General features: G+C 70.0%; 21 protein-coding genes. 7 read left to right on the top strand and 14 right to left on the bottom strand.

Translation table 11 applies throughout. The features are described from left to right. Position 1 precedes the first annotated feature (1 nt). The 12 genes from BGM09_RS02915 to BGM09_RS02860 form a co-directional block, all read right to left on the bottom strand. Positions 2–511, bottom strand: a complete 510-nt coding sequence (locus tag BGM09_RS02915; RefSeq protein WP_188279777.1) for a hypothetical protein — start codon at positions 509–511, stop codon at positions 2–4. Next, a complete protein-coding gene (locus BGM09_RS02910) occupies positions 508–1,827 on the bottom strand; it encodes an MCE family protein (protein WP_188279776.1) in 1,320 nt (439 codons plus the stop codon). Before BGM09_RS02910 ends, BGM09_RS02915 begins: the two co-directional genes overlap by 4 nt. After that, the gene (locus tag BGM09_RS02905; protein WP_188279775.1) at positions 1,827–2,999 is read right to left on the bottom strand and encodes an MCE family protein; all 1,173 of its coding nucleotides are present in this window, start codon (positions 2,997–2,999) and stop codon (positions 1,827–1,829) included. Before BGM09_RS02905 ends, BGM09_RS02910 begins: the two co-directional genes overlap by 1 nt. Then, positions 2,996–4,264 carry an MCE family protein gene (locus BGM09_RS02900; RefSeq protein WP_188279774.1) on the bottom strand — a complete coding sequence of 423 codons (1,269 nt, stop codon included), beginning with the start codon at positions 4,262–4,264 and terminating at the stop codon, positions 2,996–2,998. The genes BGM09_RS02905 and BGM09_RS02900 overlap by 4 nt, the downstream gene beginning before the upstream one ends. Further along, entirely contained in the window at positions 4,261–5,364 is a 1,104-nt protein-coding gene (locus tag BGM09_RS02895) for an MCE family protein (RefSeq protein ID WP_188279773.1), read from the bottom strand. Before BGM09_RS02895 ends, BGM09_RS02900 begins: the two co-directional genes overlap by 4 nt. Further along, positions 5,361–6,395, bottom strand: a complete 1,035-nt coding sequence (locus BGM09_RS02890; protein WP_188279772.1) for an MCE family protein — start codon at positions 6,393–6,395, stop codon at positions 5,361–5,363. Before BGM09_RS02890 ends, BGM09_RS02895 begins: the two co-directional genes overlap by 4 nt. Further along, positions 6,392–7,753: an MCE family protein gene (locus BGM09_RS02885; RefSeq protein ID WP_188279771.1), complete on the bottom strand. Its 1,362-nt coding sequence runs from the start codon at positions 7,751–7,753 to the stop codon at positions 6,392–6,394. The genes BGM09_RS02890 and BGM09_RS02885 overlap by 4 nt, the downstream gene beginning before the upstream one ends. Beyond that, the gene (locus tag BGM09_RS02880) at positions 7,750–8,631 is read right to left on the bottom strand and encodes an MlaE family ABC transporter permease (RefSeq protein ID WP_223186212.1); all 882 of its coding nucleotides are present in this window, start codon (positions 8,629–8,631) and stop codon (positions 7,750–7,752) included. The genes BGM09_RS02885 and BGM09_RS02880 overlap by 4 nt, the downstream gene beginning before the upstream one ends. A 3-nt stretch (positions 8,632–8,634) precedes the next feature. Beyond that, a complete protein-coding gene (locus tag BGM09_RS02875) occupies positions 8,635–9,486 on the bottom strand; it encodes an MlaE family ABC transporter permease (protein WP_188279770.1) in 852 nt (283 codons plus the stop codon). Next, complete coding sequence (locus BGM09_RS02870) at positions 9,483–10,463, bottom strand: ABC transporter ATP-binding protein (protein WP_188279769.1); 981 nt, start codon at positions 10,461–10,463, stop codon at positions 9,483–9,485. Before BGM09_RS02870 ends, BGM09_RS02875 begins: the two co-directional genes overlap by 4 nt. An 18-nt stretch (positions 10,464–10,481) precedes the next feature. Continuing rightward, positions 10,482–12,254, bottom strand: coding sequence for a DUF6801 domain-containing protein (locus tag BGM09_RS02865; protein WP_188279768.1), 1,773 nt, complete (start codon positions 12,252–12,254; stop codon positions 10,482–10,484). 258 nt (positions 12,255–12,512) lie between these two features. Beyond that, complete coding sequence (locus BGM09_RS02860) at positions 12,513–13,145, bottom strand: hypothetical protein (RefSeq protein WP_188279767.1); 633 nt, start codon at positions 13,143–13,145, stop codon at positions 12,513–12,515. Positions 13,146–13,647: 502 nt separating this feature from the next. Here BGM09_RS02860 and BGM09_RS02855 point away from each other — a divergent pair. Then, positions 13,648–14,916, top strand: coding sequence for a helix-turn-helix domain-containing protein (locus tag BGM09_RS02855; RefSeq protein ID WP_188279766.1), 1,269 nt, complete (start codon positions 13,648–13,650; stop codon positions 14,914–14,916). Here BGM09_RS02855 and BGM09_RS02850 read toward each other — a convergent pair. Then, positions 14,904–17,162, bottom strand: a complete 2,259-nt coding sequence (locus BGM09_RS02850; RefSeq protein WP_188279765.1) for a discoidin domain-containing protein — start codon at positions 17,160–17,162, stop codon at positions 14,904–14,906. The two genes, BGM09_RS02855 and BGM09_RS02850, sit on opposite strands and share 13 nt — an antisense overlap. Before the next feature lie 170 nt (positions 17,163–17,332). Here BGM09_RS02850 and BGM09_RS02845 point away from each other — a divergent pair, with 170 nt between their 5' ends. From BGM09_RS02845 to BGM09_RS02820, 6 genes are all read left to right on the top strand, one after another. Beyond that, on the top strand, positions 17,333–18,358 hold the full coding sequence (locus BGM09_RS02845) for a LacI family DNA-binding transcriptional regulator (RefSeq protein WP_188279764.1): 1,026 nt from the start codon (positions 17,333–17,335) through the stop codon (positions 18,356–18,358). A gap of 660 nt (positions 18,359–19,018) precedes the next feature. Then, entirely contained in the window at positions 19,019–20,431 is a 1,413-nt protein-coding gene (locus tag BGM09_RS02840; protein ID WP_188279763.1) for an ABC transporter substrate-binding protein, read from the top strand. Positions 20,432–20,514: 83 nt separating this feature from the next. After that, positions 20,515–21,471 carry a carbohydrate ABC transporter permease gene (locus BGM09_RS02835; protein ID WP_188279762.1) on the top strand — a complete coding sequence of 319 codons (957 nt, stop codon included), beginning with the start codon at positions 20,515–20,517 and terminating at the stop codon, positions 21,469–21,471. 14 nt (positions 21,472–21,485) lie between these two features. After that, positions 21,486–22,376: a carbohydrate ABC transporter permease gene (locus BGM09_RS02830; protein WP_188279761.1), complete on the top strand. Its 891-nt coding sequence runs from the start codon at positions 21,486–21,488 to the stop codon at positions 22,374–22,376. 123 nt (positions 22,377–22,499) lie between these two features. Continuing rightward, the gene (locus BGM09_RS02825; RefSeq protein WP_188279760.1) at positions 22,500–24,164 is read left to right on the top strand and encodes a glycoside hydrolase family 13 protein; all 1,665 of its coding nucleotides are present in this window, start codon (positions 22,500–22,502) and stop codon (positions 24,162–24,164) included. A gap of 258 nt (positions 24,165–24,422) precedes the next feature. Continuing rightward, entirely contained in the window at positions 24,423–26,183 is a 1,761-nt protein-coding gene (locus tag BGM09_RS02820) for an NAD+ synthase (RefSeq protein WP_188279759.1), read from the top strand. Between the two features lie 55 nt (positions 26,184–26,238). Here the strand turns inward: BGM09_RS02820 and BGM09_RS37380 are convergent. Continuing rightward, positions 26,239–26,453 (bottom strand): hypothetical protein (locus tag BGM09_RS37380; protein WP_223186211.1); only part of this gene is annotated, 215 nt, incomplete at its 5' end.

Below are 26,453 nucleotides of genomic sequence, written 5' to 3'. Positions count from 1 at the left end.
CCTAGCTCGCGCCGACGGGCACCGCGGTGAGCGCCGTGAGTTTCCAGCCGTCCGAGGTACGGGACAGGCCCGCCTCGAACCGCTTGCGGTCGGTGGTGGCCGCGCCGCCGCGCGGCATGACCCGGACCTGCACGGTCGCGATGAGCTTCGCCGTACCGGCCCTGGTGTCGAGTTCGGTGACCGCCGCGTCGGTGACCGTGCCCCGGGTGGAGGTGCCGGACTGCTTGAGCGCGGCGGCGTCCGCGGTGTGCGTACGGCTCATGCGGTCGTGCAGCGGCCCGGTCGTCGTGTCCAGCCAGGTCGCGAGGTCGCGGTCCAGGTGCGCGGCGTCCACCGTGTTCAGCCGGGTGATGTCCCGCTGTCCGTCGGCCAGTACGGCGTCGCGGGCCTTGGCGTAGTCGAGCGTGCCGTCGCCGCGCGTGTCCGCGTACGACCAGGCGCCGAGCGCGCACACCACGGCGGCGACCGCCCACGCGGTGACCCAGACCAGGGTGGACCTGCGGGCGCTCATCGCGTGTCCCCGAGGCGCGTGTCACCGAGGCCGAGCAGGTCCGCCATCGTGCCGGTGGGCCCGGCCGGCAGCGAGGGCAGACCCAGCGCTCCCGGCAGCACGCTCGTACCGTACGTCGTCGTCCCGGTGGACGGGCCCGCGGCGGACGGGGTACCGGTGCCGGTCGGGAGCACCGACCCGGGCTGCACGGGGCTCGGGACGCCGCCGCCGTTCGGGGCGTTGGCCGAGCCGCGGACATCGGTGCCGGAGGAGGCGGGGGCGGTGCAGCGGGCCGCGGTGTTGAGCGCGGTGGCCGGCGCCTTGGTGTCGAGGCCGTTGCGGTACGTGGTGCCGCCGTATCCGGAGGTGCAGGGCAGCGGGGAGAAGAAGGTGACGGCCATGCCGAAGTGCAGGCCCTTGCCGTCCACCGCCGTCGATCCGGCGGCGGCCACCGCGGGCACCTTCACCAGGAACTCCTCGATGCCGTGCTGCCGGGTGACGGCCACGTCCGAGGTGGTCAGCAAGTTGGCCAGCACGACGCTGAGTTGGGGTCCGACGTCCCGCAGCAGCGCGCTGACCTGTCCCGCCGCGTCGGGCGCCGCGGCGATGAGCCGGCGCAGGTCGGTGTCGGAGTCGTTGAGCTGCTTGGCAAGCTGACTGGCGCTGGTGGCGAAGGACTTGATGGCGTCGCCCTCGTCGGCCTGCGTGCGCAGCACCGTCCGCCCGTCGGCCATCAGCGTGATGTTGCCGGGCAGGTTCATGTCGGCGGCGGAGATGAACTCGCCGCTGGTGTCGAGCAGCGACTGGAGGTTGTCGCCCTGTCCCGCGAACGCCTTGCCGAATTCGTCGACGACCGTCTGCAAGGACTTCAGCGGCACCGAACCGGCCAGGCTGTTGACGCTGGTCAGCAGGTTGGTGACGGGCGCGGGGATGGTGGTGTCGGCGCGTTCGACGCGGGAGCCGTCGGCGAGATACGGCCCCTGGTCGGTGGTCGGCCGCAGGTCGATGTACTGCTCGCCGACGGCCGACAGGCTGGCGACCACGGCCTTGAGGCGGGAGGGGATGTGCGGCGCGGAGTCGTTGATCCGAAGTTCGGCCTCGACGCCGTCGTCGGTGAGTCTGACCGGGCCGACCCGGCCGACCGAGACGCCGCGGTAGGTGACGTTGGCGTGCTCGAACAGGCCGCCCGCCTCGGGGAGTTCGACCTTGACGGTGTAGTAGCCGCGCAGGCCCACGTACCGGCCGAGGTCGGCGTAGCGGACGCCGATGAAGCCGAGCACGAGCACGGCGATCAGCAGGAAGGCGATGTTCTTGGCGATGGTGACGCGGGTCAGCATCAGCGGCCCCCGGTCCTGGTCGAGCCGGTGACCGACGGCAGCGGCAGCGGGATGCCCGCCTCCCGCAGCTTCTTGTCGACCGTCGTCGTCCGGTCGGCCTTGGTGTGCGCGGACATCGGGTTCTCGGGGTCGGGCGGGTAGACGTTCCCAGACGCGGGCATCTCGGGGATGAGCCGCGTGCCGGGTACGGCGGTCAGGTCGAGGTAGACGTTGAGGTAGTCGCCCTTGACGCCGTTGAGGACCTCGTCGGTGAACGGGTAGGTGACCAGCACCTGGAGCGAGTCGGGCAGCGCGTCGCCCGCGTCGGCGAGCCGTTGCAGGGTGGGCGCGAGGGCCTTGAGGTCGGCGACCATGTCGTCCTTGCTGCGGTTGACGGTGTCCACCGCGACGCCGGAGAGCGTGTCCAGCGAGCGCAGCATGGTGACCAGCGAGCCGCGCTGCTGTTCCAGCACCTTCAGTCCGGGGCTGAGGCCGGTCAGTACGGTGCCGATCTTCTGGTCGCGGGCGGCGAGGGTGGCGGACAGTTCGTTGACGCCGTCGAGCGCGTCGGTGATGTCCTGCTTGTGCGCGTCGAGGTCGCTGACGAGCGTGTCGACCTGGTGGAGCATCGAGCGGATCTGCGGTTCGTTGCCGGTCAGCGCCTTGTTCAGCTCCACCGAGATGGTCTTGAGCTGGGCGACGCCGCCGCCGTTGAGCAGCATGGACAGCGCGCCGAAGACCTCTTCGACCTCGGGGTTGCGGTTGGTGCGCGAGGCGGGGATGACGGCGCCGTCGCGCAGGGCGCCGCCGGCGGCCCGGGTGCCGGGCGGCGCGGAGAGCTGGATGTACTTCTCGCCGAGCAGGCTGGACTGTTCCAGGTGCGCGTACGCGTTGGCGGGCAGTCGCACCTTGCCGTTGACCTTCATGGTGACGGTCGCGGACCAGCCGTCCGCGCCGAGGCCGATCTTGGTGACGCGGCCGACGGCGACGTCGTTGACGCGTACCGACGCCTGCGGGACGAGGTCGAGGACGTCGGCGAAGTCGGCCTTCACCGTGTAGGGGTGGCCGCCGAGGTCGGCGCCGCCGGGCAGCGGCACGTTCTGGACGTTCAGCGAGCAGCCGGCGAGGGCGAGCGCGAGCAGCGCGGTCCCGCCGACGGTGGCGGCGCTCCCGCGGGTGTGCGGACGCTTCATCGGGCCGCCCCTTTGGTGTAGACGGTGCCGACCGCCGGCAGGGGCAGCGGCAGGGTCTTGGCGTCCTTGGCCGCGGGCGTGAAGCCGGAGCCGGCGCCGGTCCTGGCCGTGTCCTTTGCGGCGTCCTTGGCGGCGTCCTTGGCGGCGGCGGGCGAGATGTCGCCGCCCATGCTCAGTTCGTTGATGTTGGCGCGCCCGTCGATGGTGCCGGCTTGCGGGTCGTAGGCGTTGAGGAGGTTGTCGGCGGCCAGCGGCGCGGTGTCGAGGAGTTCGGCGAGTGAGGCGCGCTGGTCGACCAACGTCTGGGTGATCGGGGCGAGTTTGCCGATGCTGGTCTTCAGCCGGGCCCGGTTGTCCTGGATGAAGGTCTTCACCTGGCCGAGCGCGGTGGACAGTTGGTGCAGCGCGCCGCCCAGGTTCTCCTTGTCCTCGGCCAGGAAGCCGCTGACGGTGGAGAGTTGGTCGGTGGCGGCCCGTACCTTGCCGTCGTTGTTCTTCAGCATGGTGGTGAAGGACTGGAGGTAGGACAGGGTCGCGAAGAGGTCGTCGCTGTGGCCGTTGAGGGTCTTGGTGGCCTGGCCGAGCTGGTCGATGCTGTCGCCGATGGCCTTGCCGTTGCCGTCGAGGTTCTTCGCGCCGGTGTCGAGGAGGTTCGACAGGGCGCCGGTGGCGTTGGCGCCGTTCGGGCCGAGGGCGTCGCTGAGCTGGGTGATGCTCTCGTAGAGCTGGTCGACCTCGACGGGGGTCGCGGTGCGGGTGGCCGGGATGACGGCGCCCGCGGTGATCCGGGGGCCGCCGGTGTAGGCCGGGGTGAGCTGGATGTAGCGGTCGGCGACGACGCTGGGCGCGACGACGACGGCGCTCGCGCCCGCCGGGACCTTCACCCCGTGGTCGAGGACCAGCACGACCCTGACCTGTTTGCCCTGCGGCTTCACCGAGTCGACGGTGCCGACCTTGACGCCGAGCACGCGCAGGTCCGATCCGGCGTAGACGCCCACGGCGTGGTCGAAGTAGGCGGTGATCCGGGTGCCGTCGGGGCCGCCGAACGCGGCGAATCCGGCCGCGGTCACCGCACCCGCGAGAAGCACCAGCACGGTGCCGATCGCGGTGCCGCGCCTGGTCGGCCGCCATCGCTGACCGGTCCGGGCGGCTGCGCCGGACCGGTCCGGCCGGGCGGCCCGGTCCTGGCGCGTGCGCCGCAGGAGTCGCACGCCGTGCGGACCCGCGCGGTCGGCGTCGCTCGACGGCCGTCGAAAGGTCCTCATGACGTGCCTCCGGTCGCCTTGGGCGGCATGCACCCGTCCTTTGGCTCAGTGCCCGCCGGCAGGTAATCCTTGGGGACCAGGCCGCACAGATAGCTGTCGAACCAGCGGCCGTTGCCGAGGGTGTTGCCGACCAGCCGGTAGTAGGGCCCGGCCAGGGCGAGCGCCTTGTCGAGGCTGGACTGGTTGGCGAGCAGTACGCCGGTGACCCGGTCGAGGGCGTTCAGGGTCGGGCCGAGCTGCCGGTTGTTGTCGGCGACCAGGCCGTTGAGCTGGGTGCCGAGGTCCTGGGTGCCGGTGAGCAGCGCGTGGATGGCGTCGCGGCGCTTCTGTACCTCGCCGAGCAGCAGGTTGCCGTCCGAGATCAGCGTCTGGAAGCGGCTGTTCTGGTCGGAGAGGGTCTTGGTGAGCTGCTTGCTGCCCGCGAGCAGGTCGGCGAGCTGGGCGTCCCGGCTGGAGATGGTCCGCGACAGCGACGACAAGCCGGTGGCGGCGCTGCGTACGGAGGCCGGGGTGTCCTTGAAGGTGTCGGAGATGGTCTGGAAGCTGGCGGCGAGCTGCGTGGTGTCGATCGAACCGAGGGTGTTGCCGAGGCCGTCGAGCGCCTGCGTGACGTCGTACGGCGAGGTGGTGCGGGTCCTGGGGATGCGCTGGCCGGGGTTCTGCGCGCGGCTGCCGAGCGGGTCGACGGCCAGGTACTTCTCGCCGAGCAGCGTCTTGATGCCGATGGCGGCGGTGCTGGCGTCGCCGATCCAGGTGTCCTTGACGCGGAAGGTGACCTTGACCTGGGCGCCGTCCAGCGATACCCCGGTGACCTTGCCGACCTTGACGCCCGCGACCCGCACCTCGTTGCCGGACTTGAGCCCGGCGGCCTCGGTGAAGCTCGCGCTGTACGTGGTGCCGCCGCCGATCAGCGGCAGCGCGTCCGCGTTGTACGCGACCAGGCCGGCCAGGGCGAGCACGAGCAGGCCGACGGTGCCGACGATGACGGGGTTGCGTTCGCGCAGCGGCCGGAAGAGGGGGCGGCCCCGGCGCGCGGGGTCGCGGAAGCGGAAGGGGAGGCGGAAGGGGAGGCGCGGTGTCGGTATGCGGGGGCGGTTCATGACCGGCACCTCGATTCGGTGATCGCTATGCCGGTGGGCGGCTTGCTGCCGTCGGAGGTGGTGACCCCGGCGACGGTGGCCTGGCAGAGGTAGAGGTTGAGCCAGGAGCCGTAGGAGGCGAGCCGGCCGATGGTCTGGAGCTTGCTCGGGGTCTTGGTGAGGAAGTTCTCCAACTGCGGTGTGTTGTCGGCGAGGTTGGTGGACAGCCGGCCGAGCTGGGCGATGGAGTCCTTCAGCGGCTGGCGGCCGTCGGTGAGCAACCCTGCGGTGCTGGTGGTGAGTTGGGAGATCGCGGTGATCGACTGGCCGATCGGTTCGCGGTCGGAGGCGAAGCCGCTGACGAGCTGCTGGAGCGAGGTCACCAGGTCGTTGAACCCGGCCTCGCGGGTGTTCACCGTGGTGAGCACCGAGTTGAGGTTGTCGACGACCTGGCCGATCACCTTGTCCTTGGCGGCGAGCGTCGTGGTCAGCGAACCGACGTTGCTGATCAGGCTGTCGACGGTGCCGCCCTCGCCCTGGAGCACCTGGACGATCTCGCCCGCGAGCTGGTTGACGTCCTTGGGCGACAGGCCCTGGAACAGCGGCTGGAAGCCGTTGAAGAGCTGGGTGAGGTCGAGGGCCGGGGTGGTGCGCTGGAGCGGGATGGTGTCGCCGGGGGCGAGCACCTGGCCGACCGGTCCCGTGCCCTGCTGGAGGTCGATGTACCGCTGGCCGACCATGTTGAGGTACTTGATGGTGGCGGTCGCCGAGCCGGGCAGTCGCCGGGCGCGCTGCACGGAGAAGTGCACCTGCGCGACGCGGTGGTCGACGACCTTGATCGAGTCGACCTGGCCGACCTTCACCCCGGCGATTCGGACGCTGTCGCCCGAGGTGAGGCCGGTGGTGTCGGTGAACCGGGCGTTGTACCCGGAGGTGTCGCCGACGTCGGAGCCGCCCGCGATGCTCACCGCGAGCACGGTGGTGGCCAGCGCGGTGACCAGGATGAAGATCAGCGACTTGACGATCGGTCCGACGAGGCTGCGGCGCTTCACTGCACGGTCACCTCCGCCCCTCGGTAGACGGGACCGGTCAGCAGGCTGCTCCAGTCGGGGAGCGAGCCGGGGTCGGTGCCGATGCCCGGCGCGAGGAGTTCGTTGATCAGCTCGTTCTCCTGCGGGGAGTTGGCCGGGGAGTCGGTGGTGGTGACGGTGGACGTGGGGGCCGCGGAGGTCGGCGAGGCCGGTGAGGTCGCGGACTTCGTGGAGTGCGTCGCGGCCGGTGCGCCGCCGCTGCCGGTGTACGGGACCGGGTAGCACTGCGGGCCGCCGCTCGCGTCGTACACCGGGGTGTCCTTGCCCGGTACGTACTTGCCGCGCGACGGCACGCTGGTGAGATCGACGTGCAGGCCCGGCTCGTGGGTGCCCTTGCCGAGGGCCTTGTCCATGACGGGGACGAAGGCGGCCAGGGTGCGCAGCGTGCAGGGGAAGGACGGGGAGTACTTCGCGAGCAGCCCGAGGGTGCCGCGGCTGTCGGCGGACAGCCGGATGATGGTGTCCTTGTTCTGCCGCAGATACGTCGTCAGGTCCTGCGCGGTGGTGGTGGCGCTGCCGTACACGCTGTTGAGGTTGGCCTGTTCCTCGGCGATGGTGCCGCTGGTCCTGGTGAAGTCGGTGAGGGCCTGCACGATGTCGGGCGCGGCGGCGTTGTAGACGTGGCTGACGGTGACGAGCTGCTTGATGTCGTCGTTCAGCACGGGCAGTTCGGGGTTGAGCTTGGTCAGGTAGCGGTCGAGCTGGACGAGGGTGGTGCCGAGCTGGGTGCCGCGGCCGTCGAGCGCGGTCGCGACGGCGTTGAGGGTCGCGGCGAGCTTCTGCGGCTGGACGGCGGTGAGCAGCGGCAGCACGTTGTCGAGTACCTGCTGGAGCTCGATGGCGTCGCTGGAGCGGTCCTGGGCGATGGTGCTGTCGGCGGCGAGGGTGGGGCCGCCGCCGGCGGTGTCGGTGCCCGCGGGGGGCACGAGGGCCACGAAGCGTTCGCCGAACAGCGTGGTGGGCAGCATCTGCGCGGTGACGTCCGCGGGGATGCGCCCCAGCTGGCCGGGGTCGATGGCGAGGTTGAGCCGGGCGCCGTCGCCGTCGGCGCTGATCGAGGCGACCCGGCCGACGACGACTCCGCGCAGTTTCACGTCGGCGCCCTGGTGCATCTCGTTGCCGACGGTGCCGGTCTCCAGGTGGACGGTCGCGGTGTCGCTGAACGTCTTGTCGTAGACGGCGACCGCGAGCCAGGCCAGCAGCGCGGGGACCAGCAGGAAGACGATGCCCGCGGTCCTGCGGCGGGCGGTGGCGGCGCCGGTCGGGCGGCGGCGCGGGGCGGGGGGCGCTCCGGCGGGACGGGTGTCGGTGGTGGTCATCCCGCCACCCGCACCGTCGTGGTGGCGCCCCAGATCGCCAGGCTGAGGAAGAAGTCGGTGATCGAGATGATCACGATGGCGTTGCGCACCGAGCGGCCGACGGCGATGCCGACGCCCGCGGGGCCGCCCTTGGCGGTGAACCCGTAGTAGCAGTGGGCGAGGATCACGATGACGCTGAAGATCAGCACTTTCAGTCCGGAGAGCAGGACGTCCTGCGGGGACAGGAAGAGGTTGAAGTAGTGGTCGTAGGTGCCCGCGGACTGGCCGTTGAACATGACGGTGACCATCCGGGAGGCGACGTAGCTGCTGAGCAGGCCGATGCCGTAGAGCGGGACGATGGCGACGACCCCGGCGATGATCCGGGTGGTGACCAGGTACGGCACGCTGCGCAGGCCCATGCCCTCCAGCGCGTCGATCTCCTCGTTGATCCGCATCGCGCCGAGCTGGGCGGTGAATCCGGCGCCGACGGTGGCCGACAGGGCCAGGCCCGCGACGAGCGGGGCGATCTCGCGGGTGTTGAAGTAGGCGGAGATGAAGCCGGTGAACGCGGCGGTGCCGAGCTGGTTCATCGCCGCGTAGCCCTGGAGGCCGACGACGGTGCCGGTGGCCAGCGTCATGCCGATCATCACGCCGACGGTGCCGCCGATGACGCCGAGGCCGCCGCTGCCGAACACGACCTCGGCGAGCAGGCGTTGGACCTCTTTGAGGTAGCGGCGCAGGGTGCGCGGGATCCACAGCACGGCGGTGATGTGGAAGACGAAGTGGTCGCCGGTCTCGTCCAGCCAGTGCAGCCAGCGGCCGGTGTTCGGGCGCCGGCGCGGCCGTGGCCCTTCGGGCGGCGGCTCGGCCTGCGGGGTGTCCTTGTCCAGGAGCGCCATCGCTCAGGCTCCCTTCTGCGGGACGAGCTGGAGGTAGATCGCGGTCAGGACGACGTTCACCAGGAACAGCAGCAGGAAGGTGATGACGACGGACTGGTTGACCGCGTCGCCGACGCCCTTGGGGCCGCCTTTGGGGTGCAGGCCGCGGTAGGCGGCGACGATGCCCGCGATGAAGCCGAAGATCACGGCCTTGATCTCGCTGATGTACAGGTCGGGGAGCTGGGCGAGCGCGGAGAAGCTGGACAGGTACGCGCCGGGGGTGCCGTGCTGGACGATGACGTTGAAGAAGTAGCCGCCCGCGGTGCCGACGACCGAGACCAGGCCGTTGAGGAAGACGGCGACGAGCATCGTCGCCAGGACGCGCGGCACGATCAGCCGCTGCACCGGGGAGACGCCCATCACCTCCATCGCGTCCAGTTCCTCGCGGATCTTGCGCGAGCCGAGGTCGGCGCAGATGGCGCTGCCGCCCGCGCCCGCGATGAGCAGCGCGACGATCAGCGGGCTCGCCTGCTGGATGACGGCCAGCACGCTGGCGCCGCCGGTGAAGGACTGGGCGCCCAACTGCTGTGCGAGTGAGCCGACTTGCAGGGCGATGACGGCGCCGAAGGGGATCGAGACCAGGGCGGCGGGCAGGATCGTCACGCTGGCCACGAACCAGAACTGCTCGATGAGTTCGCGCATCTGGAACGGCCTGCGGAAGGTGTCGCGCACGGTGGTGGCGGCGAGCGTCATGAGCTGCCCGGTCTCGCGCAGCGCGCCGGTGCCGGGGATCGGGCGGCGCGGCACGGTGACGCGTTCGGGGCGCGGCGGGGTCGGCTCGGGTCCCGGTCCGGGGACCCGTACGGGCGCGGTCACGCGGACTCCCCCTGGGCGGGGACGAGTCCGGCCTGTACGGCTTCGCGGGTCGCGGCCGGGAGCTGGTCCCACATGGCCAGGACGCGGGCCCTGCGGCGCTGGACCGCCTGCCGGGGCGGCAGTCCTGGTGACGGTTCGAGCTGCGGCGCGACGCGGCGCGGGGCCGCCGGCAGCTCGCGGCCGTTCAACTGCTCGCGGGCCAGGGCCGCTTCGTCCTTCTCCTCCGACATCCCGATCGGTCCGTCGCGGCGCCCGCTGAGGAACTGCCGTACGACCGGCTCGTCGCTGGTGAGCAGCAGCTCGCGGGGGCCGAAGGCGACCAGTTCGCGGCGGAAGAGCATGCCCATGTTGTCGGGCACGGTCGAGGCGATGTCGAGGTTGTGGGTGACGATCAGCATCGTCGCGTCGATCTGCGCGTTGAGGTCGATGAGGAGCTGCGAGATGAACGAGGTGCGGACCGGGTCGAGGCCGGAGTCGGGTTCGTCGCACAGGATGATCTGCGGGTCGAGCACCAGGGCGCGGGCGAGTCCCGCGCGTTTGCGCATGCCGCCGGATATCTCGCCCGGGAGTTTGCCCTCGGCGCCGAGGAGGCCGACCATGTCGACCCGCTCCATGACGATGCGGCGGATCTCGGCCTCTTTTTTCCTGGTGTGCTCGCGCAGCGGGAAGGCGATGTTGTCGAAGAGGTTCATCGACCCGAAGAGCGCGCCGTCCTGGAACATCAGGCCGAACATCTTGCGCGCCTCGTAGATGTCGCGCTCCGGGCTGTTCACCATGTCGACGCCGCCGACGAGCACCCGGCCGCGTTCCGGCTTGAGCAGGCCGATGAGCGATTTCAGGAATACCGTCTTGCCGGTTCCGGAAGGGCCGAGCATCACGCTGACTTCACCGGGCGGCAGTGTGAGCGTGACGTCCTGCCAGACGTTCTGCGTACCAAAGGACTTGGTGAGTCCTTCGACGATCACTTCGATTCCCATTGCACCTCCCGGAGCTGATCAGTGGTGGGGCGGTTCGGGAAAGGCGATCTCCGGATCGCATCCCGAGGCCGCGATGGGCACGCACAGCGGTCCCTGGATGAGATTCAGTGAATTGCCGTGCCCCGATATCGCCGAGGTGAAGAGGGAATTCAGGTTCTCTCCGTGGCTGCCGCAGCCGGTGAACGGCGGAATGTAGAGGTCGTCCTGGGCCAGCGGCCCGCCGTCCTGCACTCCGTAGTCCGTGGGTCCGGTAGGGCGGCCGGTCAGTGAACTGCGGTCGTAGCCGACGAGTTTGATGTCCAGCGGCGCGGAGGCGCGGCAGCCTGCGCCGACGTCCAGCGGTACGCCGTTGACCTTGACGTCGGACAGCCGCAGTTCCTGTTTGCCGTAGATGGTGCTGGTGGTGATCGTGCCGAGGTTGCTGGTGCCGACCGTGACGACGGTCATCAGGCCCTTGGGGAGCAGTTCCATCCGGGCGGTGACCGGCACGAACCCGAAGGTCAGGAAGGTGGTGTCGGACGGCGGCAGGGCCAGTTTCGCGATCGAGTCGATCTCGAAGTACTGCTTGAGCGGGTCGGGGTCGGTGAACTCCGTCCACAGGCTTTTCTGCACGACCGTGACGCGGGTCGGCTTCTTGGTCAGGTCGTTGATGACCGCGGCGCCCTTGAGCTTGAAGACGTTGGAGTAGCCGGTGACGTAACCGCACTGGGAGTACGGGGGGAACGGCGGGTCGCCGGGGCCCGGGGTGCGGGTGGCGTTGGACGGCCGGGGTATCGAGGCCATGACCGCGGGGTCCGTGTCGCCCTCGGGCGGGTCCTCGCAGTCGTGCACGCCGGAGTGCGGGGGCGAGGCCAGCGTGATGGTGTTGCGGTCGCCGGACCGGGCGGTGTCGGGGGCGCCGTCGCCCGCGCCCTTGCCGGTCGCGCCGACGCCCGCGTGGGAGCCGGTGCCTGCGGTGGGGGCGGCGGCCGAGGAGCCGCCGGGCGCGGTGGCGTGGCCGGGTCCCGAGGAGCCGCCGGGGGCGCCGGGGACGGAGACGGCGCCGAGGAGGTCGGCCTGGCCGGGCTTGGGGGCGCAGGTGCCGATGATGTCGGCGGCGTCCTCGGCGGCCGGTCCCGTACCGGCGGAGTCCGCGGCCGTGCCGGTCGCACTGCCGGTGCCGGTCGCGCTGTCGGTGCCGCTGCCGGTCGCACTGTCGGTCCCCGCGCTCGGGGAGTCGGGCGGTGCGGACGCAGGGGCGGTCACGGGGCTGAGCTTGAGGTCCAACTCCCCTGCGGTGAAGCGCACTTCGCCGGACGCGGTGACCGTCAGCGGCGGCACCGCGCCGCCGAAGGTGAGCACCAGGTCCCCGTCGCCCTTGAGCGGTGTCGAGGGGGCGGTCAGCCCCGGCCATACGGCGTCCGCTCGCGAAGTGCCCTGCGCGACATGGGCGGTGAGGCTCGCGGCGCCGGTCAGCGCGGTGGCGCCGGCGGGCAGCAGCGCCTCGGCGCCGGCCCGCGGCATGGTGACCGTCGCCGTCAGGTCGCCGGGCTGGATGGGCTTTGCGACCACGGCGGTGTCCGGGTAGTTCTGCACCAGCGCGACGGTGACGTCCTGGACGACGGGCTTGTCGGTGCCGCCGGAGCCGTCCGCGCCCGTACCGGCGGGGAAGCCGCACGTGTATCCGAGGGTCACCTTGCCGTCCGGGCCGCTGGCCGCGGAGTCGGGTCCTGGCAGCAGTCCGGCCAGGAGCGCCGCCGCGGCGACAGCGGCGAACCGCACCGCACGGCGCGGCTTCACGGCACCCCTCATTACGGAACTCCTCAGGAAGGCGTCGGCGACGCAGGACATTACGGTCGAGTAATAAGGCCCCACAAGTGATCGACCGGACGAATATTCGACGGCGCGGACCGGGGCGGATTTCCTGTCACCGAATGACAAAACACAAGCGGAGTTTTGTCCTCCAGTGCGTGTTCGGGACCCCGGCCGCCACTGCGGCGGTCCGGGGTCCCGGTTCGGCCGGCGCGGCTTCAGCGGTCGCGGCGGCCGGTGTTACGCGAGGGGCGGGGCTCAGGGAGAGACGACGTTCAGCGTCGTGGGGGTCACGACGTAGCCGGCCGAGTAGGTGGCCAGGTCGTTGTTGTTGATCAGGCCGAGGCACAGGCCGGAGACGTTGTACGCCTTGAGGGTGCCGCCGGTGATGGCCAGCGTGTGGGTGGAGTTGGTGTACGTGACGTTGAGGGTGGCGCCGTTGCCCACGCCGCTGGGGTCGGCGAAGGTCGCGTTGCACAGGCCGGACAGGGTGGCCTTGACACCGGTCAGCGTGCCGGCGGTGACGCCCGCGGACGTGGTGGCGGCGGTGCCGGTCAGCGTCCACGGGGTGCCCTGGGCGGCGACGGAGAAGGTGATGCCGCCGACCTTGCAGGTGTTCCACGAGACGGTGTTGATGGTGCCGAGGGTTCCGCCGTGCGAACCGTTGGTCACGGTGGCGGTGGCCGCCGACGAGGTGCAGGTGAGCTTGGTGCCCGTGGTGGTGTCGGTCAGCGTGGGCGTGGTGGCCGTCGCGGTGATCGCACCGGTCGACGAGCTGCCCGAGACGGTGTACGTGACGGCCGAGGCCGGGCTGACCGCGAGGCCGAGCGCCGCCGCCATCGCGGCACCGGTGACCATGGTTCCCTTGGCGGTCCTGGAGAGCTTGTGCACGGGCTGATCCTTCCTGGGAGATGACGTACCTGATAAACCGGCTTCCGCGTCTTCCGTGTGTGGCGGGAAGGGGAATTCGGTTACGACTCACTACCTGGAACGTGGCACCGATTCCGCTCGGTTGCCCTTGCGGTGCAGGACGTTACGCACGGGTAACCCGGAGGCGCAATAATCCCGGCCAAGATTCTCGGGCGGACCCTACTCTCGGGTATTTTTCTGTCACGGAAGCAACAGTGCGCCGGGATTTTTTATAAGCAAGTGAGCAAGTCGGCCGTACGGTGCGCACCTCGGCCGACCTGGCGGGCGATCACCGGGAGTGCGGCTATGGCCATCGGTCGCCGTCGCCCACCGTCGCGGGCCCGACACGTTTCCGTGTGCAAGGTGCTGCGTTCCGTACGCGATTGGTCTATGTTGCAGCGAGGTTGCCCGCGGCTACCATGCGTGGCACACCACTTCACCGGTTCACCGGCCAGCAGGGCCGTCGCGGGAGGGGGGTACGGACATGACCGTAACGCGGCAGACGCCGGAGCAGGCGGAATCAACCGGTCCGATTCCACGGGAGTTCGCCGCCATCATGCGGCCGGAACTCCCCAGCCTTTTAAAAGAGATGGCCACGGAAATCGTCACCACGATCCCCGAATACGGCCACTTGCTGGAGGGCCCGAACGCCCGGGTGATCAGGATCGGTATCGAGCAGAGCATCGCCACTTTCGTCGACCGGGTGGCCGCGCCGACCGCGACCACCGCGCTCCGCGACGACCTGTGCCGCCAGTTCGGCCGCTTCGAGGCGTACGAGGGCCGCAGCCTGGACAACCTCCAGGCCGCGTACCGCATCGGCTGCCAGGTGGCGCTGCGCCGGGTGCGCAGCGTGGGCCGCCGCTACAACCTGTCGGCGTCCTTCATGCTGAACTTCGCCGACGCGCTCTTCGCGTACATGGGCGATCTCGCCGAACTCTCCCGCGAGGGCTATGTGCAGGCGATGGCGGAACTGGGCGAGGAGCCCGACAACCGCCGCCGCCGGCTGCTGCGGCGGATTCTCAACGGCGCCTCCGTGGCCCGCAGCGCGCTGGCGGAACTGGCCGAGCACTCGGCGTGGCCGCTGCCCGAGGAGGTGACCCTGATCGCGGTCGCCCCCGACACGCGTCCGGCCGGGGCGGCGCTCGACAAGGACATCCTGATGGACTTCGCGGACCCGGAGCCGCATCTGCTGGTGCCGGGACCGTTCACCGACGAGCGGCGGGAGCGGCTGCACGCGGCGCTGAGCGGCTGCCGGGCCGCGATCGGGCTGACCACCTCGCTGAGCGAGGCCGCGGACTCGCTGCGCTGGGCCCGGCACACGCTGACGCTGGCCGACGCCGGGATCATCGACGACGACTCGGTGGCGATGAGCGAGGACCATCTGCTGCCGCTGTGGTTACTGGGCGATCCCGCGCTGGTCGCGCAGATCGCCAAGCGCTATCTGGGGCCGCTGGTCGGGCTGACCGCGACCCAGCGCGCCCGGCTGATCGACACCCTGCGGATCTGGCTGACCACCCGTGGCACCGCGGCGCAGATCGCCGACCAGCTCGGCGTGCACCCGCAGACCGTGCGCTACCGGATCCGTATCCTCGACCGCGCCTTCGGCGACCAACTGGCCCGCCCCGACGACCGGTTCGCCACCGAGATCGCGCTGCGCGCGCTGCACCTCCAGGAGAACGGCGAAACGACGGACGGCGGCCTCCTGTCGGAGGACCGCCGCCCGGCGCGCGACCCCTCACGTTACGAGGCGTAGACCTCGAACTCGGAGATCTGGCCCGCGGGCCAGCCGGTGTTGCCGGTGACGGTCAGCCGTACGTAGCGGGCGCTCGCGGGAGTCACCGGGATGGTGACGGTGTTCCCGCTCGCGGGGTTGAAGGTGTAGCCCGCGGACGACTTCAGCGTGCTGTAGGTGTTGTTGTCGGTGGAACCGAGGACGCTCAGCGTCTCGGTACGGGTGGCCCACGCGGTGGCGGGCGGGAGTTTGAGGACGACCCGGCCGACGGTCCTGGCCGCGCCGAGGTCGACGGTCAGCGACTGCGGGAAGGCGTTGTTGGTGCTCTCCCAGTAGCTGTTGGCGTTGCCGTCCACCGCGTTGCCCGCGACGTAGACATCGGAGTGACCGGTGTCGGAGGCCGGGTGCCCCTGGGCCAGGTTGCCGGAGGCCGGAGTGGTGGGGGGCGTGGTCGGCGCAGTGGTGGGCGGGGTGGTCGGGTTGCCCGAGCCCGGCTGCGGCCAGGTGGAGCAGTCGTTCCAGTTGCTGTCCCAACCGCTGTTGCCCGCACCGCGGTTGATGGTGAAGGCGGGCAGGTTCGCCGGGTAGGAGCAGTTGTACGTACCCGTCGCGCCGGTGCCGGTGGCCGTCACATTGGTGAAGGTCGCGGAGCCGGGCGTCTCGGCCTGGACCACGACGGTGCCGGTGTTGCCGGCCGTCGCGCCGCTGACGGTGACGCCGTTGATCGTGTAGCCGTGACCGCCGCCGGAGACGAACTCGAAGTCGCTGTACGGGCTGCCGACGAAGGTCGTGTTGCTGATCCGGATGTCGTTGTTGATCGCGTAGTCATAGCTGTCAACGCGCAACGCACCCATCGGGTGGCCCCAGTTGGGGTTCAGCGCGCCGGTACGGATCAGGGTGTTGCCGGAGACCGTGACGGTGCCGGACAGCGGGTTGAAGGGCTGGAGGAACGCCTGGTTGGAGATGGCGATGCCGCCGCCGAGCGCGTTGGTGTCGGCGATCACGTTGTTGGAGACGGTGTTGTCGCTGCCGCCGTAGATCGCGATCCCGTTGGCCAGGTTGGGCTGCACGATGGTGTTGTTGCTGAAGGTGTTGCCCGTGTCGGGCGCGCCGAGCGACCACATGGCGAGACTGTCGTCGCCCTGGTTGCGCAGGAAGTTGTTCTTCACCTGGACGCCGTTGGCGCTGCCGTCGAGGTTGAGGCCGTCGGCGGTGGTGCCGAGGATGCGGTTGTTCTGCACCACGAGGTTGTTGTTGTTGCCGGTCAGCCACAGACCGCACTTCTCGCGCTGCACCCAGATCCCGGAGACCACCGAGTTCGGGCCGAGGCTGCCGGTCACGAAGCTGTCGGGCGAGCCGTCGTTGCGGACGCTGACCTCGCCGAAGACGGCGAAGTCGTACAGCTTGGTGTTGCCGCTCGCGCTGGTCTGGTCGATCAGGTGCGAGCTGTGCAGGACGGAGTACCAGTTGCCCGCGCCGCGGATGGTGACGCCGTCGGCCTGGATGGTGGAGCCCAGCTTGAAGTCGCCGGACGGGATCCAGACCTCCTTGCCCTGCGACTTCGCCTGGGCGATGGTCGTGTTGAAGGCGCTGGTGGAGTCGGCGCCGCCGGTGGCGTCGGCGCCGTTGCCGACGACGGATATGGAGTTCGCGGGCGCGCTCGCGGCTGCCGCCACCTGCTCGAAGTCGGCGACGTCGATGGTGGCCTGGCCGGTGTCGCCCGCGTCGAGCTGGAGCTTGACCTTGGCGCCCGCGGCCAGGTTCTGGCCCAGTTTGATCCGCGAGTCGTCGAAGAAGTGGTGGGTCTTGGAGCCGGCGATCCACGACGTGTCGACGTAGCTGTACTGCGCGGTGACCGCCAGCTTCTGGCTGATCTTGGTGCCGTTGACGTAGACCGAGACGGTGCCTGAGGCGCCGCGCGGCAGGTTGTAGGCGACATCCACCGCGTTGGCCGGGGCGGTCAGGGTGAACTCGACGTACTTGCCCTGGCCGCCCAGGCTGACCGCGCGGCGGCCCGACGCCTCGGAGGCGACGGTGGACTGGGTGTAGTCGGGGCCGACCGCCGAGCCGTTGGTGGCGGCGGCCTCGGCCTCGTACTCGGTGAACGGGACGCTCGCGCCTCCGCTCACGGCGAAGGGCGAGACGGTCGATACGGAGGGGGCGGCGCTGGCCGACTGGGCCGTCACGGCGAGCGCGAGCCCGCCCGCGACGACCGCCGCCGCGGTGGCGGAAGCCAACCAGGCCGTGGAACGACGTCTGTTGTCCATGGGGTGGGGGGTGTCCCTTCTGACTGGAGTCACAGAGGTGACGCACACCCTAGAGATGTCATGCATGAGACAGCAAGATGTCGATTGGATTTCGCAAAATTTGGATGACTTGCAGAGATCTCGCAAATTCACCGCAAGAAACTTGCGCCACCTGTACTAGAATCGACGCCATGACACGACGACTTGCCGAGGTGGCAAAGAAGGTCGGGGTGAGTGAGGCCACCGTCAGCCGCGTGCTGAACGGGAAGCCTGGCGTCTCCGACGGAACCCGGGCAGCGGTCCTCACCGCTCTTGACGTGCTCGGTTACGAACGGCCCACCCAGCTCCGCGGCGAACGCGCCCGGCTGGTCGGCATGGTCATGCCCGAGCTGCAAAATCCGATCTTCCCGGCTTTCGCCGAGGTGGTCGGGGGCGCGCTGGCGCAGCAGGGCTTCACCCCGGTGCTGTGCACCCAGACCGCGGGCGGCGTCTCCGAGGCCGACTACGTGGAACTGCTGCTCCAGCAGCATGTCTCCGGCGTGGTCTTCTTCGGCGGGCTCTACGCCCAGGCCGAGTCACCGCACGACCACTACGCGCGGCTGGCCGAGCGCAATCTGCCCACCGTGCTGATGAACGCGGCCATCGACCATCTCGACTTCCCGCGCGTCAGTTGTGACGACGCGGTGGCGGTCGAGCAGGCGATGAACCACCTCATCTCGCTCGGCCATCAGCGGATCGCGCTCGTGCTCGGTCCGCCCGACCACGTACCGTCGCGCCGCAAGCTCGCCGCCGCCCGCCGGGTCGACCCGTCGGTGACCGTCGAGCACGCCCTGTTCACGCTGGAGGGCGGCCAGGCGGCGGCCAGCCGGCTGCTCGCGCGCGGCATCACGGCCTTCATCTGCGCGAGCGACCTGCTGGCGCTCGGCACCATAAGGGCGGCCCGCAGGCGGCGGCTCTCGGTGCCGGAGGATGTTTCGGTAATCGGTTACGACGACTCGTCGCTGATGAACTGCACCGAGCCGCCGCTGACCACCGTCCGGCAGCCGATCGAGGCGATGGGCCGGGCGGCCGTGGACCTGCTGGCCGGAGAGATCAGCGGAGCGTCGGTCGACCACGACGAGCTGTTCTTCGAACCGGAACTGGTAGTACGCGGTTCCACCGGTCCCGCCCCGCACCCCTCCCGCCTCCCCCACCCGGAGGCTCGCGCCAACGTCTGACCCCGCCCCCCAAGCCACCCGGCCCGACCCAGGGCCTGGCCTGAGCCCGTCTCGGCCCGGACCCGCGCGGGGCCGGAGCCGGGACCCAGGCCGGAGCCAGAGCCGAGCCCGAGTCCGGACCGGCCAAGGCCAGGGCTCTAGCCCGGACCCGAGCCAGGGCCTGGCCTGAGCCCGTCTCGGGCCGGACCCGGCTGAGCCCACCCCCGAGCTCAGCCCGAGATCAGCCATGCCACCGCGGCGCCGGAGGCGGAGAGCCGCGCTCCCGCCCCGGCCCCGCCATCCGCTCCCCCGGCCCCCGGCCAGCCGCGGCCCGCCGCTCGCGGCCCGCGGCCCCCTGGGGCCCACCGGGCGACTCCCTCGGGTCCGCGGGCGACCCCCTCGGCCCGGCCCGTGACGGCCCCGCGCAGGGGCCGTCACGGGCCGTCCGCAAGCCCACGGCAGGTGACCCCGCTTCCACTTGTGGGCCGTCCGACGTCGTAACCAAGTCGTGTCTTTGCGAAATTCGCGCGACATCTTGCGGACATCTATCGGGTTAAGTACGTTGAGCCAACCCGAAACGGCGGCGTGCAACTGCGCCGAGCATCACGTGCACCATGTGCCGCGGGGGTCCCAGATCGCAGTCCAACGACGCGCAGTGGTTCAGGGGAAAGGGTTTTGATCATGAGCAGAATCGGCTACCGCAGACTGGTGGCGGTCGCGCTGGTCGCGGGCATCGGATTGTCCGCTGCCGCGTGTTCCAGCAGCGACGACAAGAAGGACGACCCGGGAACGAAGGCCAGCAGCAGCTCCAGCAGCGCAGGCACCCCCTTGGACCCAAAGACCAAGGTGTCGATCACGGTCGACTGTGAGCCGCCGACCACGAAGAAGGCCGAGCGCCAGCAGTGGATCGACGACGTCGCCGAGTTCAACAAGACGTACCCGAACGTCACGGTCAACAGCAAGGACGCGTTCCCCTGCGAGGACCCGGCCAAGTTCACCGCCCAGCTCCAGGGCGGTAGCCAGACCGACACGTTCTACACGTACATGACCGACCTCCAGCAGGTGCTGGACGCCGGCCAGGCGGCCGACATCACGGAATACGTCAACGACAAGACGGTCCCGAACCTCAAGGACATCGACCCCGGTGTCCTCGACGTCCTCAAGGACGGCGGCAAGCTGTACGGTCTGCCCACCTCGAACTACCAGATGGGCCTGATCTACAACCGGAAGATCTTCAAGGACGCCGGTCTGGACCCGAACAACCCGCCCACCACGTGGGAAGGCGTCCGCGCCGCCGCCAAGCAGATCGAGGACAAGCTCGGCAGCAAGGGCGTCCACGGCTTCATCGAGAACGCCGGCGGCAACCAGGGCGGCTGGCACTTCACGTCCGAGCTGTACGGCCTCGGCGGCACCATGGTGTCCGAGGACGGCAAGAAGGCGACGTTCAACGACGACAGCGCCAAGACCCTGCTGACCACGCTGCACGACATGCGCTGGACGGACAACAGCATGCCCGCCACCCCGGGCAAGGAGTGGGGCGACGTCCAGAAGGCGATGGGTACCAGCGTCGTCGGCATGTATGTCGGCGCTCCCGACGACATCCCGCTGGTCGTCCAGCAGTACAAGGCCAAGTTCGAGGACCTCGGCATGGCCCCGATCCCCGGCGGCAAGACCTCGCTGTTCGGCGGCGCCGACTACATGTTCAAGAAGTCGTCCTCCCCGGACCAGATCAAGGCCGGCATCGCCTGGATCAACTTCAAGTACCTGACCCTGGAGAAGGGCCAGTTCAACTACCCGCGGAACAAGACGGACGGCCTGCCCGTCGGTCTCCCGCAGCCCTTCTTCTTCACCGGCGCGTCGAAGGACAAGGACAACTCCACCAAGGCCGCGAACGCGACCGTCCCGGTCGAGAACTTCAAGACGTACGTCGACGCCCAGGTGCCCGTGAAGCCCGAGCCGCCGAACGCCCAGAAGATCTACACCGTGCTCGACACCGTGATGTCCGGTGTTCTGACCAACAAGAACGCTGACATCGCCAAGCTGCTCTCCACTGCCGAGTCCCAGGTCAACAGCCTCCTGGCCGCCTCTCAGTAACGACAGCCCGCGGGGGCCGGTCCGGCGACCGGCCCCCGCTCAGCGGTACCGGCCCGACGCATCACTTCAGTCGAGGAGCACCCATGGCGGCGACAACCGTCCCCGAGAAATCGAGTAGGCGCCACGCCGGGCGCCCCGTTGGTCAGCCCGAGGGAACGCAGCGCCCTTCCGGCCTGAGCCGTAAAGTCCGGCACAATGTCCAGGCGTACGGCTTCCTGATCGGCGCGGTCCTCTGCTTCGGGTTCTTCTCGTGGTACCCGATGGTCCGCGAGTTCATCATGAGCTTCCAGAAGACCAAACGCGGTGTCACCACCTGGGTGGGCTTCGACAATCTCAAGCAGGTCTACCACGACCCGTATTTCTGGACCGCCTGGCGCAACACCCTGCAATTCACGGTGTACGCGCTGGTGATCGGCTTCATCGTGCCGTTCTTCGTGGCGATCCTGCTCAATGAGCTGCGGCACGCACAGGCGTACCTGCGCATTCTGGTGTACCTGCCGGTGATGCTTCCGCCGGTCGCCGGTGTGCTGCTGTTCAAGTACTTCTACAACCCGGAGTACGGGCTCTTCAACCACATTCTGAAGACCCTGCACCTGCCGACCTCCGCATGGCTGGACTCGTCGCACACGGCGATGATCTCGGTGGTGATCGCGGCCACCTGGATGAGCATGGGAAGCGCCACGCTGATCTATCTGGCCGCGCTCCAGAACATCCCCGGCGAGCTGTACGAGGCCGCCGACCTGGACGGAGCCGGGCTGTTCAGCAAGATCTGGCACGTCACGATCCCGCAGACCCGCATGGTGCTCTCGCTCATGCTGCTGCTCCAGATCGTGGCGACCATGCAGGAGTTCACCAACGTCTATCTGCTGACCGGCGGCAACGGCCCGGAGAACTCCACCACGACGGTCGTGTACATGGTCTACCAGTACGCGTTCCGCTACAACAATTTCGGAAGCGCCGCGGCGCTGGGCCTTTTCCTGCTGCTGGTGCTGGCCGGATTCTCCGGTGTGTACGCGCGGCTGAGCCGGAACAGCGACTAGGACGGAAGACGGACATGGCAGCGTTCACCCAGCAAAACCGGACCCTGATCTCGTCGGCGGCTTTGAGCCGGCCGCGGGCGAAATTCGTCTACTGGACCGTCCTGAGCCTGGTCATCCTGGTCTTCACCCTGGTGTTCCTCGGCCCGCTCTACTGGATGGTGACCGGCGGTTTCAAGTCGGCCCAGGAAGTCCTGGCGAATCCGCCGACGCTCTTCCCGAAACACCCGAGGGCGAGCAACTACTCGGACGCGTGGAGCGAGCTGAAGATCGCCCGGCTGCTCTTCAACACCTTCTATTACGCGTTCGGCGCGCTGCTGCTGCAACTCGTCTTCGACGTGGCGGCGGCGTACGCGATCTCCAAGCTCCGGCCGGTGCTGGGCAATGTGATCCTCGGCATGATGCTCGCCACGCTGATGATCCCGGCGGCGGTGCTGATCGTGCCGCAGTACATGACGGTCCTCGACCTGCCGCTGCTGCACGTGAACCTGATCGGCACCCCGTGGGCGATCTGGCTGCCCACGGTGGCCAACGGCTTCAACATCTTCCTGCTGAAGCGGTTCTTCGACTCGATTCCCGAGGATCTGATGTCCGCGGCGAAGATCGACGGCGCCGGGCCGCTGCGCACGCTGTGGTCGATCGTGCTGCCGATGTCGCGTCCGATCCTCGGCGTCGTATCGATCTTCGCGGTGGTCAACGTCTGGAAGGACTTCCTCTGGCCGATGCTGGTGGAGCCCGACCCGAAGAACCAGCCGATCAACATCGGCATCAACTCGCTCTCGCAGGGCGTACCGCAGAACGTGCTGATCGCCGCGCTGGCCATCTCCGCGGTGCCGACCCTGCTGATCTTCCTGCTCTTCCAGCGCAACATCATGTCCGGCCTGACCGCGGGCAGCCTCAAGGGCTGACGGGTCACCCGGACCGCAAGCCCTCCGTAACGCACCCCCAAGCACTCCGCCGCCGGCCTCTATGCCCACATCCCCGCCTCCGGGGCCGGCGGCGGGGTCCCACCTGCCCGAAAGGACGTTGACGTGGCAGACACCCCTCAGCCCGAGGCCGACGAGAACTGGTGGCGCGGCGCGGTCATCTACCAGGTCTATCCGCGGAGCTTCGCCGACAGCAACGGCGACGGCACCGGAGACCTCGCCGGGGTGCGTTCCCGGCTGCCCTACCTGGCCGAGCTGGGCGTCAACGCCCTCTGGTTCAACCCCTGGTACCCGTCGCCGATGGCCGACGGCGGATACGACGTGGCCGACTACCGGGACATCGACCCGGTCTTCGGCACGCTCGCCGAGGCCGAGAAGCTGATCTCCGAGGGCCTGGCGCTGGGCATCAGGACGATCATCGACATCGTGCCGAACCACATATCGGCGGCCCACCCGTGGTTCCGCGAGGCGCTGACGGCCGGTCCGGGATCGCCCGCGCGCGACCGCTTCTGGTTCCGCCCCGGCCGCGGTGACGACGGCGAACTGCCGCCCAACAACTGGCCTTCGCAGTTCGGCGGCCCGGCCTGGACGAGGACGACCGACCCGGACGGCACGCCCGGCGACTGGTTCCTGAACCTCTTCGACTCCGAGCAGCCCGACCTCAACTGGAACCACCCGGACGTCCGGGCCGAGCACGAGGACATCCTGCGGTTCTGGTTCGACCGCGGCGCGGGCGGCGTACGGATCGACTCCGCCGCGATGGTCGCCAAGGACCCGGAGCTGCCCGACCTGAGCAGCGACCCGGCCGCCCCGCACCCGTACATCGACCGGGACGACCTGCACGAGATCTACCGCGGCTGGCGGCGGATCGCCGACGGATACTCCCCGAGCCTGCGGCCGGGAGGCGCCCCCGACACGCGGATCCTGGTCGGCGAGGTGTGGCTGCCGGACGCGGTGCGTTTCGCGTACTACCTGCGGCCGGACGAGATGCACACCGCGTTCAACTTCGACTTCCTCGCCTGCCCCTGGGCGCCGGAGCAGCTCCGCAAGTCCATCGAGACGACGCTGGCCGCGCACGAGCCGGTGGGCGCGCCCGCCACGTGGGTGCTGTGCAACCACGACGTGACGCGTACGGTCACCCGCTACGGGCGGGCCGACACCGGCTTCGACTTCGCCACCAAGGCGTTCGGGATCGCCACCGACCTGGAGCTGGGCACCCGCAGGGCGCGGGCCGCCGCGCTGCTGACCCTGGCGCTGCCCGGATCCGTCTACCTCTACCAGGGCGAGGAGCTGGGGCTGCCCGAGGTCGAGGACATTCCGGCGGCCAAGCTCCAGGACCCGATGTACCTGCGGTCCGGCGGCACCGACCCCGGCCGGGACGGCTGCCGCGTGCCGCTGCCCTGGTCCGGCGACTCCTCGCCGTTCGGCTTCAGCCCCGAGGGCGCGGCCGAGCCGTGGCTTCCGCAGCCGGCCGACTGGGCCGGGCGCACCGCCGAGATCCAGTCCGCCGACCCCGCGTCGATGCTCTCGCTGTACCGGGCGGCGCTGCGGATACGCAGCGCCGAGGCCGGTCTGGGCGACGGCCCCATGCACTGGCTCGACTCCGACCCGGGCGTCCTCGCCTTCAGCCGCACCGACGCGTTCGTCTGCGTCGTCAACCTGGCCGGCGCTCCTGCGGAGCTGCCCGCGCACAGTGAGCTGCTGCTCACCAGCGGGCCCCTCCTCGACGGCCGCATCCCCGCCGACACCGCCGTCTGGCTGCGCCGCTAGACGCTGCGCTTGCGAAGGGCCTGTTTTCAGGGGCGCTGGGGGCACCTCCCAGCGGTAGCTGGGGGAGGAACTGCGCGACCAGCCACCAACGGGCCGGTGGCCCGGAGACAACCGATCTGCCCCGCCGGGGCCGGTGGTGACCTGCGGGAGCACGGTGGCTGAGCGCGCAGTTCCGCCCCCAGCGCCCCTTCGGGGCTGACCCCCTGGGCAAGGGCGCCCCGGGCGACATCTCGTCGCATTGACGATTAGGATGAGGCCATGCCTCAACTACGCCTCGCTCTGAATCAGATCGACTCCCGCGTCGGCGACATCGCCGGGAACACCGAGACCGTCGTGCGCTGGGCACACCACGCGTCCGCGCGCGGAGCGCACTTGGCGGCGTTTCCCGAGATGATGCTCACCGGATACCCGGTGGAGGATCTGGCGCTGCGCGCCTCGTTCGTGGACGCGAGCCGCGCGGCCCTGGTGGCGCTGGCGAAGCGGCTGGCGGACGAGGGGCTCGGCGAGCTGCCGGTGGTCGTGGGGTATCTGGGCCGCAGCGAGAGCGCGCGGCCGAGGTTCGGGCAGCCCGCGGGGGCGCCGCAGAACTGCGCGGCGGTGCTGTACGGCGGCGAGGTGGCGCTGCGCTTCGCCAAGCACCACCTGCCCAACTACGGGGTCTTCGACGAGTTCCGGTACTTCGTGCCGGGCGACACCATGCCGGTGATCCGGGTGCGCGGCGTGGACGTGGCGCTGGCGATCTGCGAGGACCTGTGGCAGGACGGCGGGCGGGTCCCGGCGGCCCGCGCGGCCGGCGCCGGTCTGCTGCTGTCGGTCAACGCGTCGCCGTACGAGCGGGACAAGGACGACACGCGCCTGGACCTGGTGCGCAGGCGCGCGCGGGAGGCGGGCTGCACGCTGGCGTATCTGGCGATGGTCGGCGGCCAGGACGAGCTGGTCTTCGACGGTGACACCATCGTGGTAGGCGAGGACGGCGAGGTGATCGCGCGGGCCCCGCAGTTCGCCGAGGAGTGCGTGCTGCTCGACCTCGACCTGCCCGCCGCGCCCGCGCGGGCGCCGTCGGGGCGGGTGGCCGACGGCCTGGAGATCCGCCATGTGACGCTCTGCGAGACGCCGGTCGAGCCGTATCCGGCGGAGTTCACCGGCGGCGAGGCCGAGCGGCTGACCGACGACGCCGAGATCTACGGCGCGCTGGTCACCGGCCTGCGCGCGTACGTCGAGAAGAACGGCTTCCGCTCGGTGCTGATCGGTCTGTCCGGCGGCATCGACTCGGCCCTGGTGGCCGCCGTCGCGGTCGACGCGATCGGCGCGGCGAACGTGTACGGCGTCTCGATGCCGTCGGCGTACTCCTCGGACCACTCCAAGGGCGACGCGGCGGAGCTGGCCCGCAGGACCGGCCTCAATCTCCGTACGGTGTCGATCGCCCCGATGTTCGACGCCTACATGGCGTCGCTGTCGCTGACCGGCCTCGCTGAGGAGAATCTCCAGTCGCGGCTGCGCGGCGTCACACTGATGGGGATCTCCAACCAGGAGGGCCAGATCGTGCTCGCGCCGGGCAACAAGAGCGAGCTGGCGGTGGGCTACTCGACGCTGTACGGCGACTCGGTCGGCGCGTACGGCCCGATCAAGGACGTCTACAAGACGACCGTCTTCCGGCTGGCGCGCTGGCGCAACGCCGACGCCGAGGCGCGCGGCGAGACCCCGCCGATCCCGGAGAACTCGATCGCGAAGCCGCCGAGCGCCGAACTGCGCCCCGGCCAGGTCGACACCGACTCGCTGCCGGACTACGACGTCCTCGACCGGGTCCTGGAGATGTACGTCGACCGGGACCAGGGCCGCGAGGCGATCATCGCGGCGGGCTTCGACGCCGAGCTGGTGACGCGCATCCTCAAGCTGACCGACACCGCCGAGTACAAGCGGCGGCAGTACCCGCCGGGCACGAAGATCTCCGCGAAGGGCTTCGGCAAGGACCGCCGGCTGCCGATCACCAACCGCTGGCGCGAGGGTGAGCAGGGTTGACCAACACCGCCCGGTGACCGCCGCGTTCGGCGCGCCGGAGCCGCGGGCGGCCGGATCACGCGCAGGATCGTCCTGACGGAGCCGAGCCGCGCCCCAGCGCCCGGCGGACCGGGAAGGGGACGCGGAAGTGCACGAGGAAGTGGACGAGGAACGCGAGCACCCGGCCGCGAAGGGCCCGGCGCCCGAGCCGGGCGTCGTAGGCCCGCCTCCCGGTCCGTACGCCCGGCCCGCCGATGGCGGCGCGCCGCCCCGTCCGGCCCGGCGGCGCGT

The sequence above is a fragment of the Streptomyces sp. CBMA29 genome (assembly GCF_014596445.1).
Lineage (GTDB): Bacteria > Actinomycetota > Actinomycetes > Streptomycetales > Streptomycetaceae > Actinacidiphila.
This window is presented reverse-complemented; position numbering and strand designations above follow the sequence as displayed.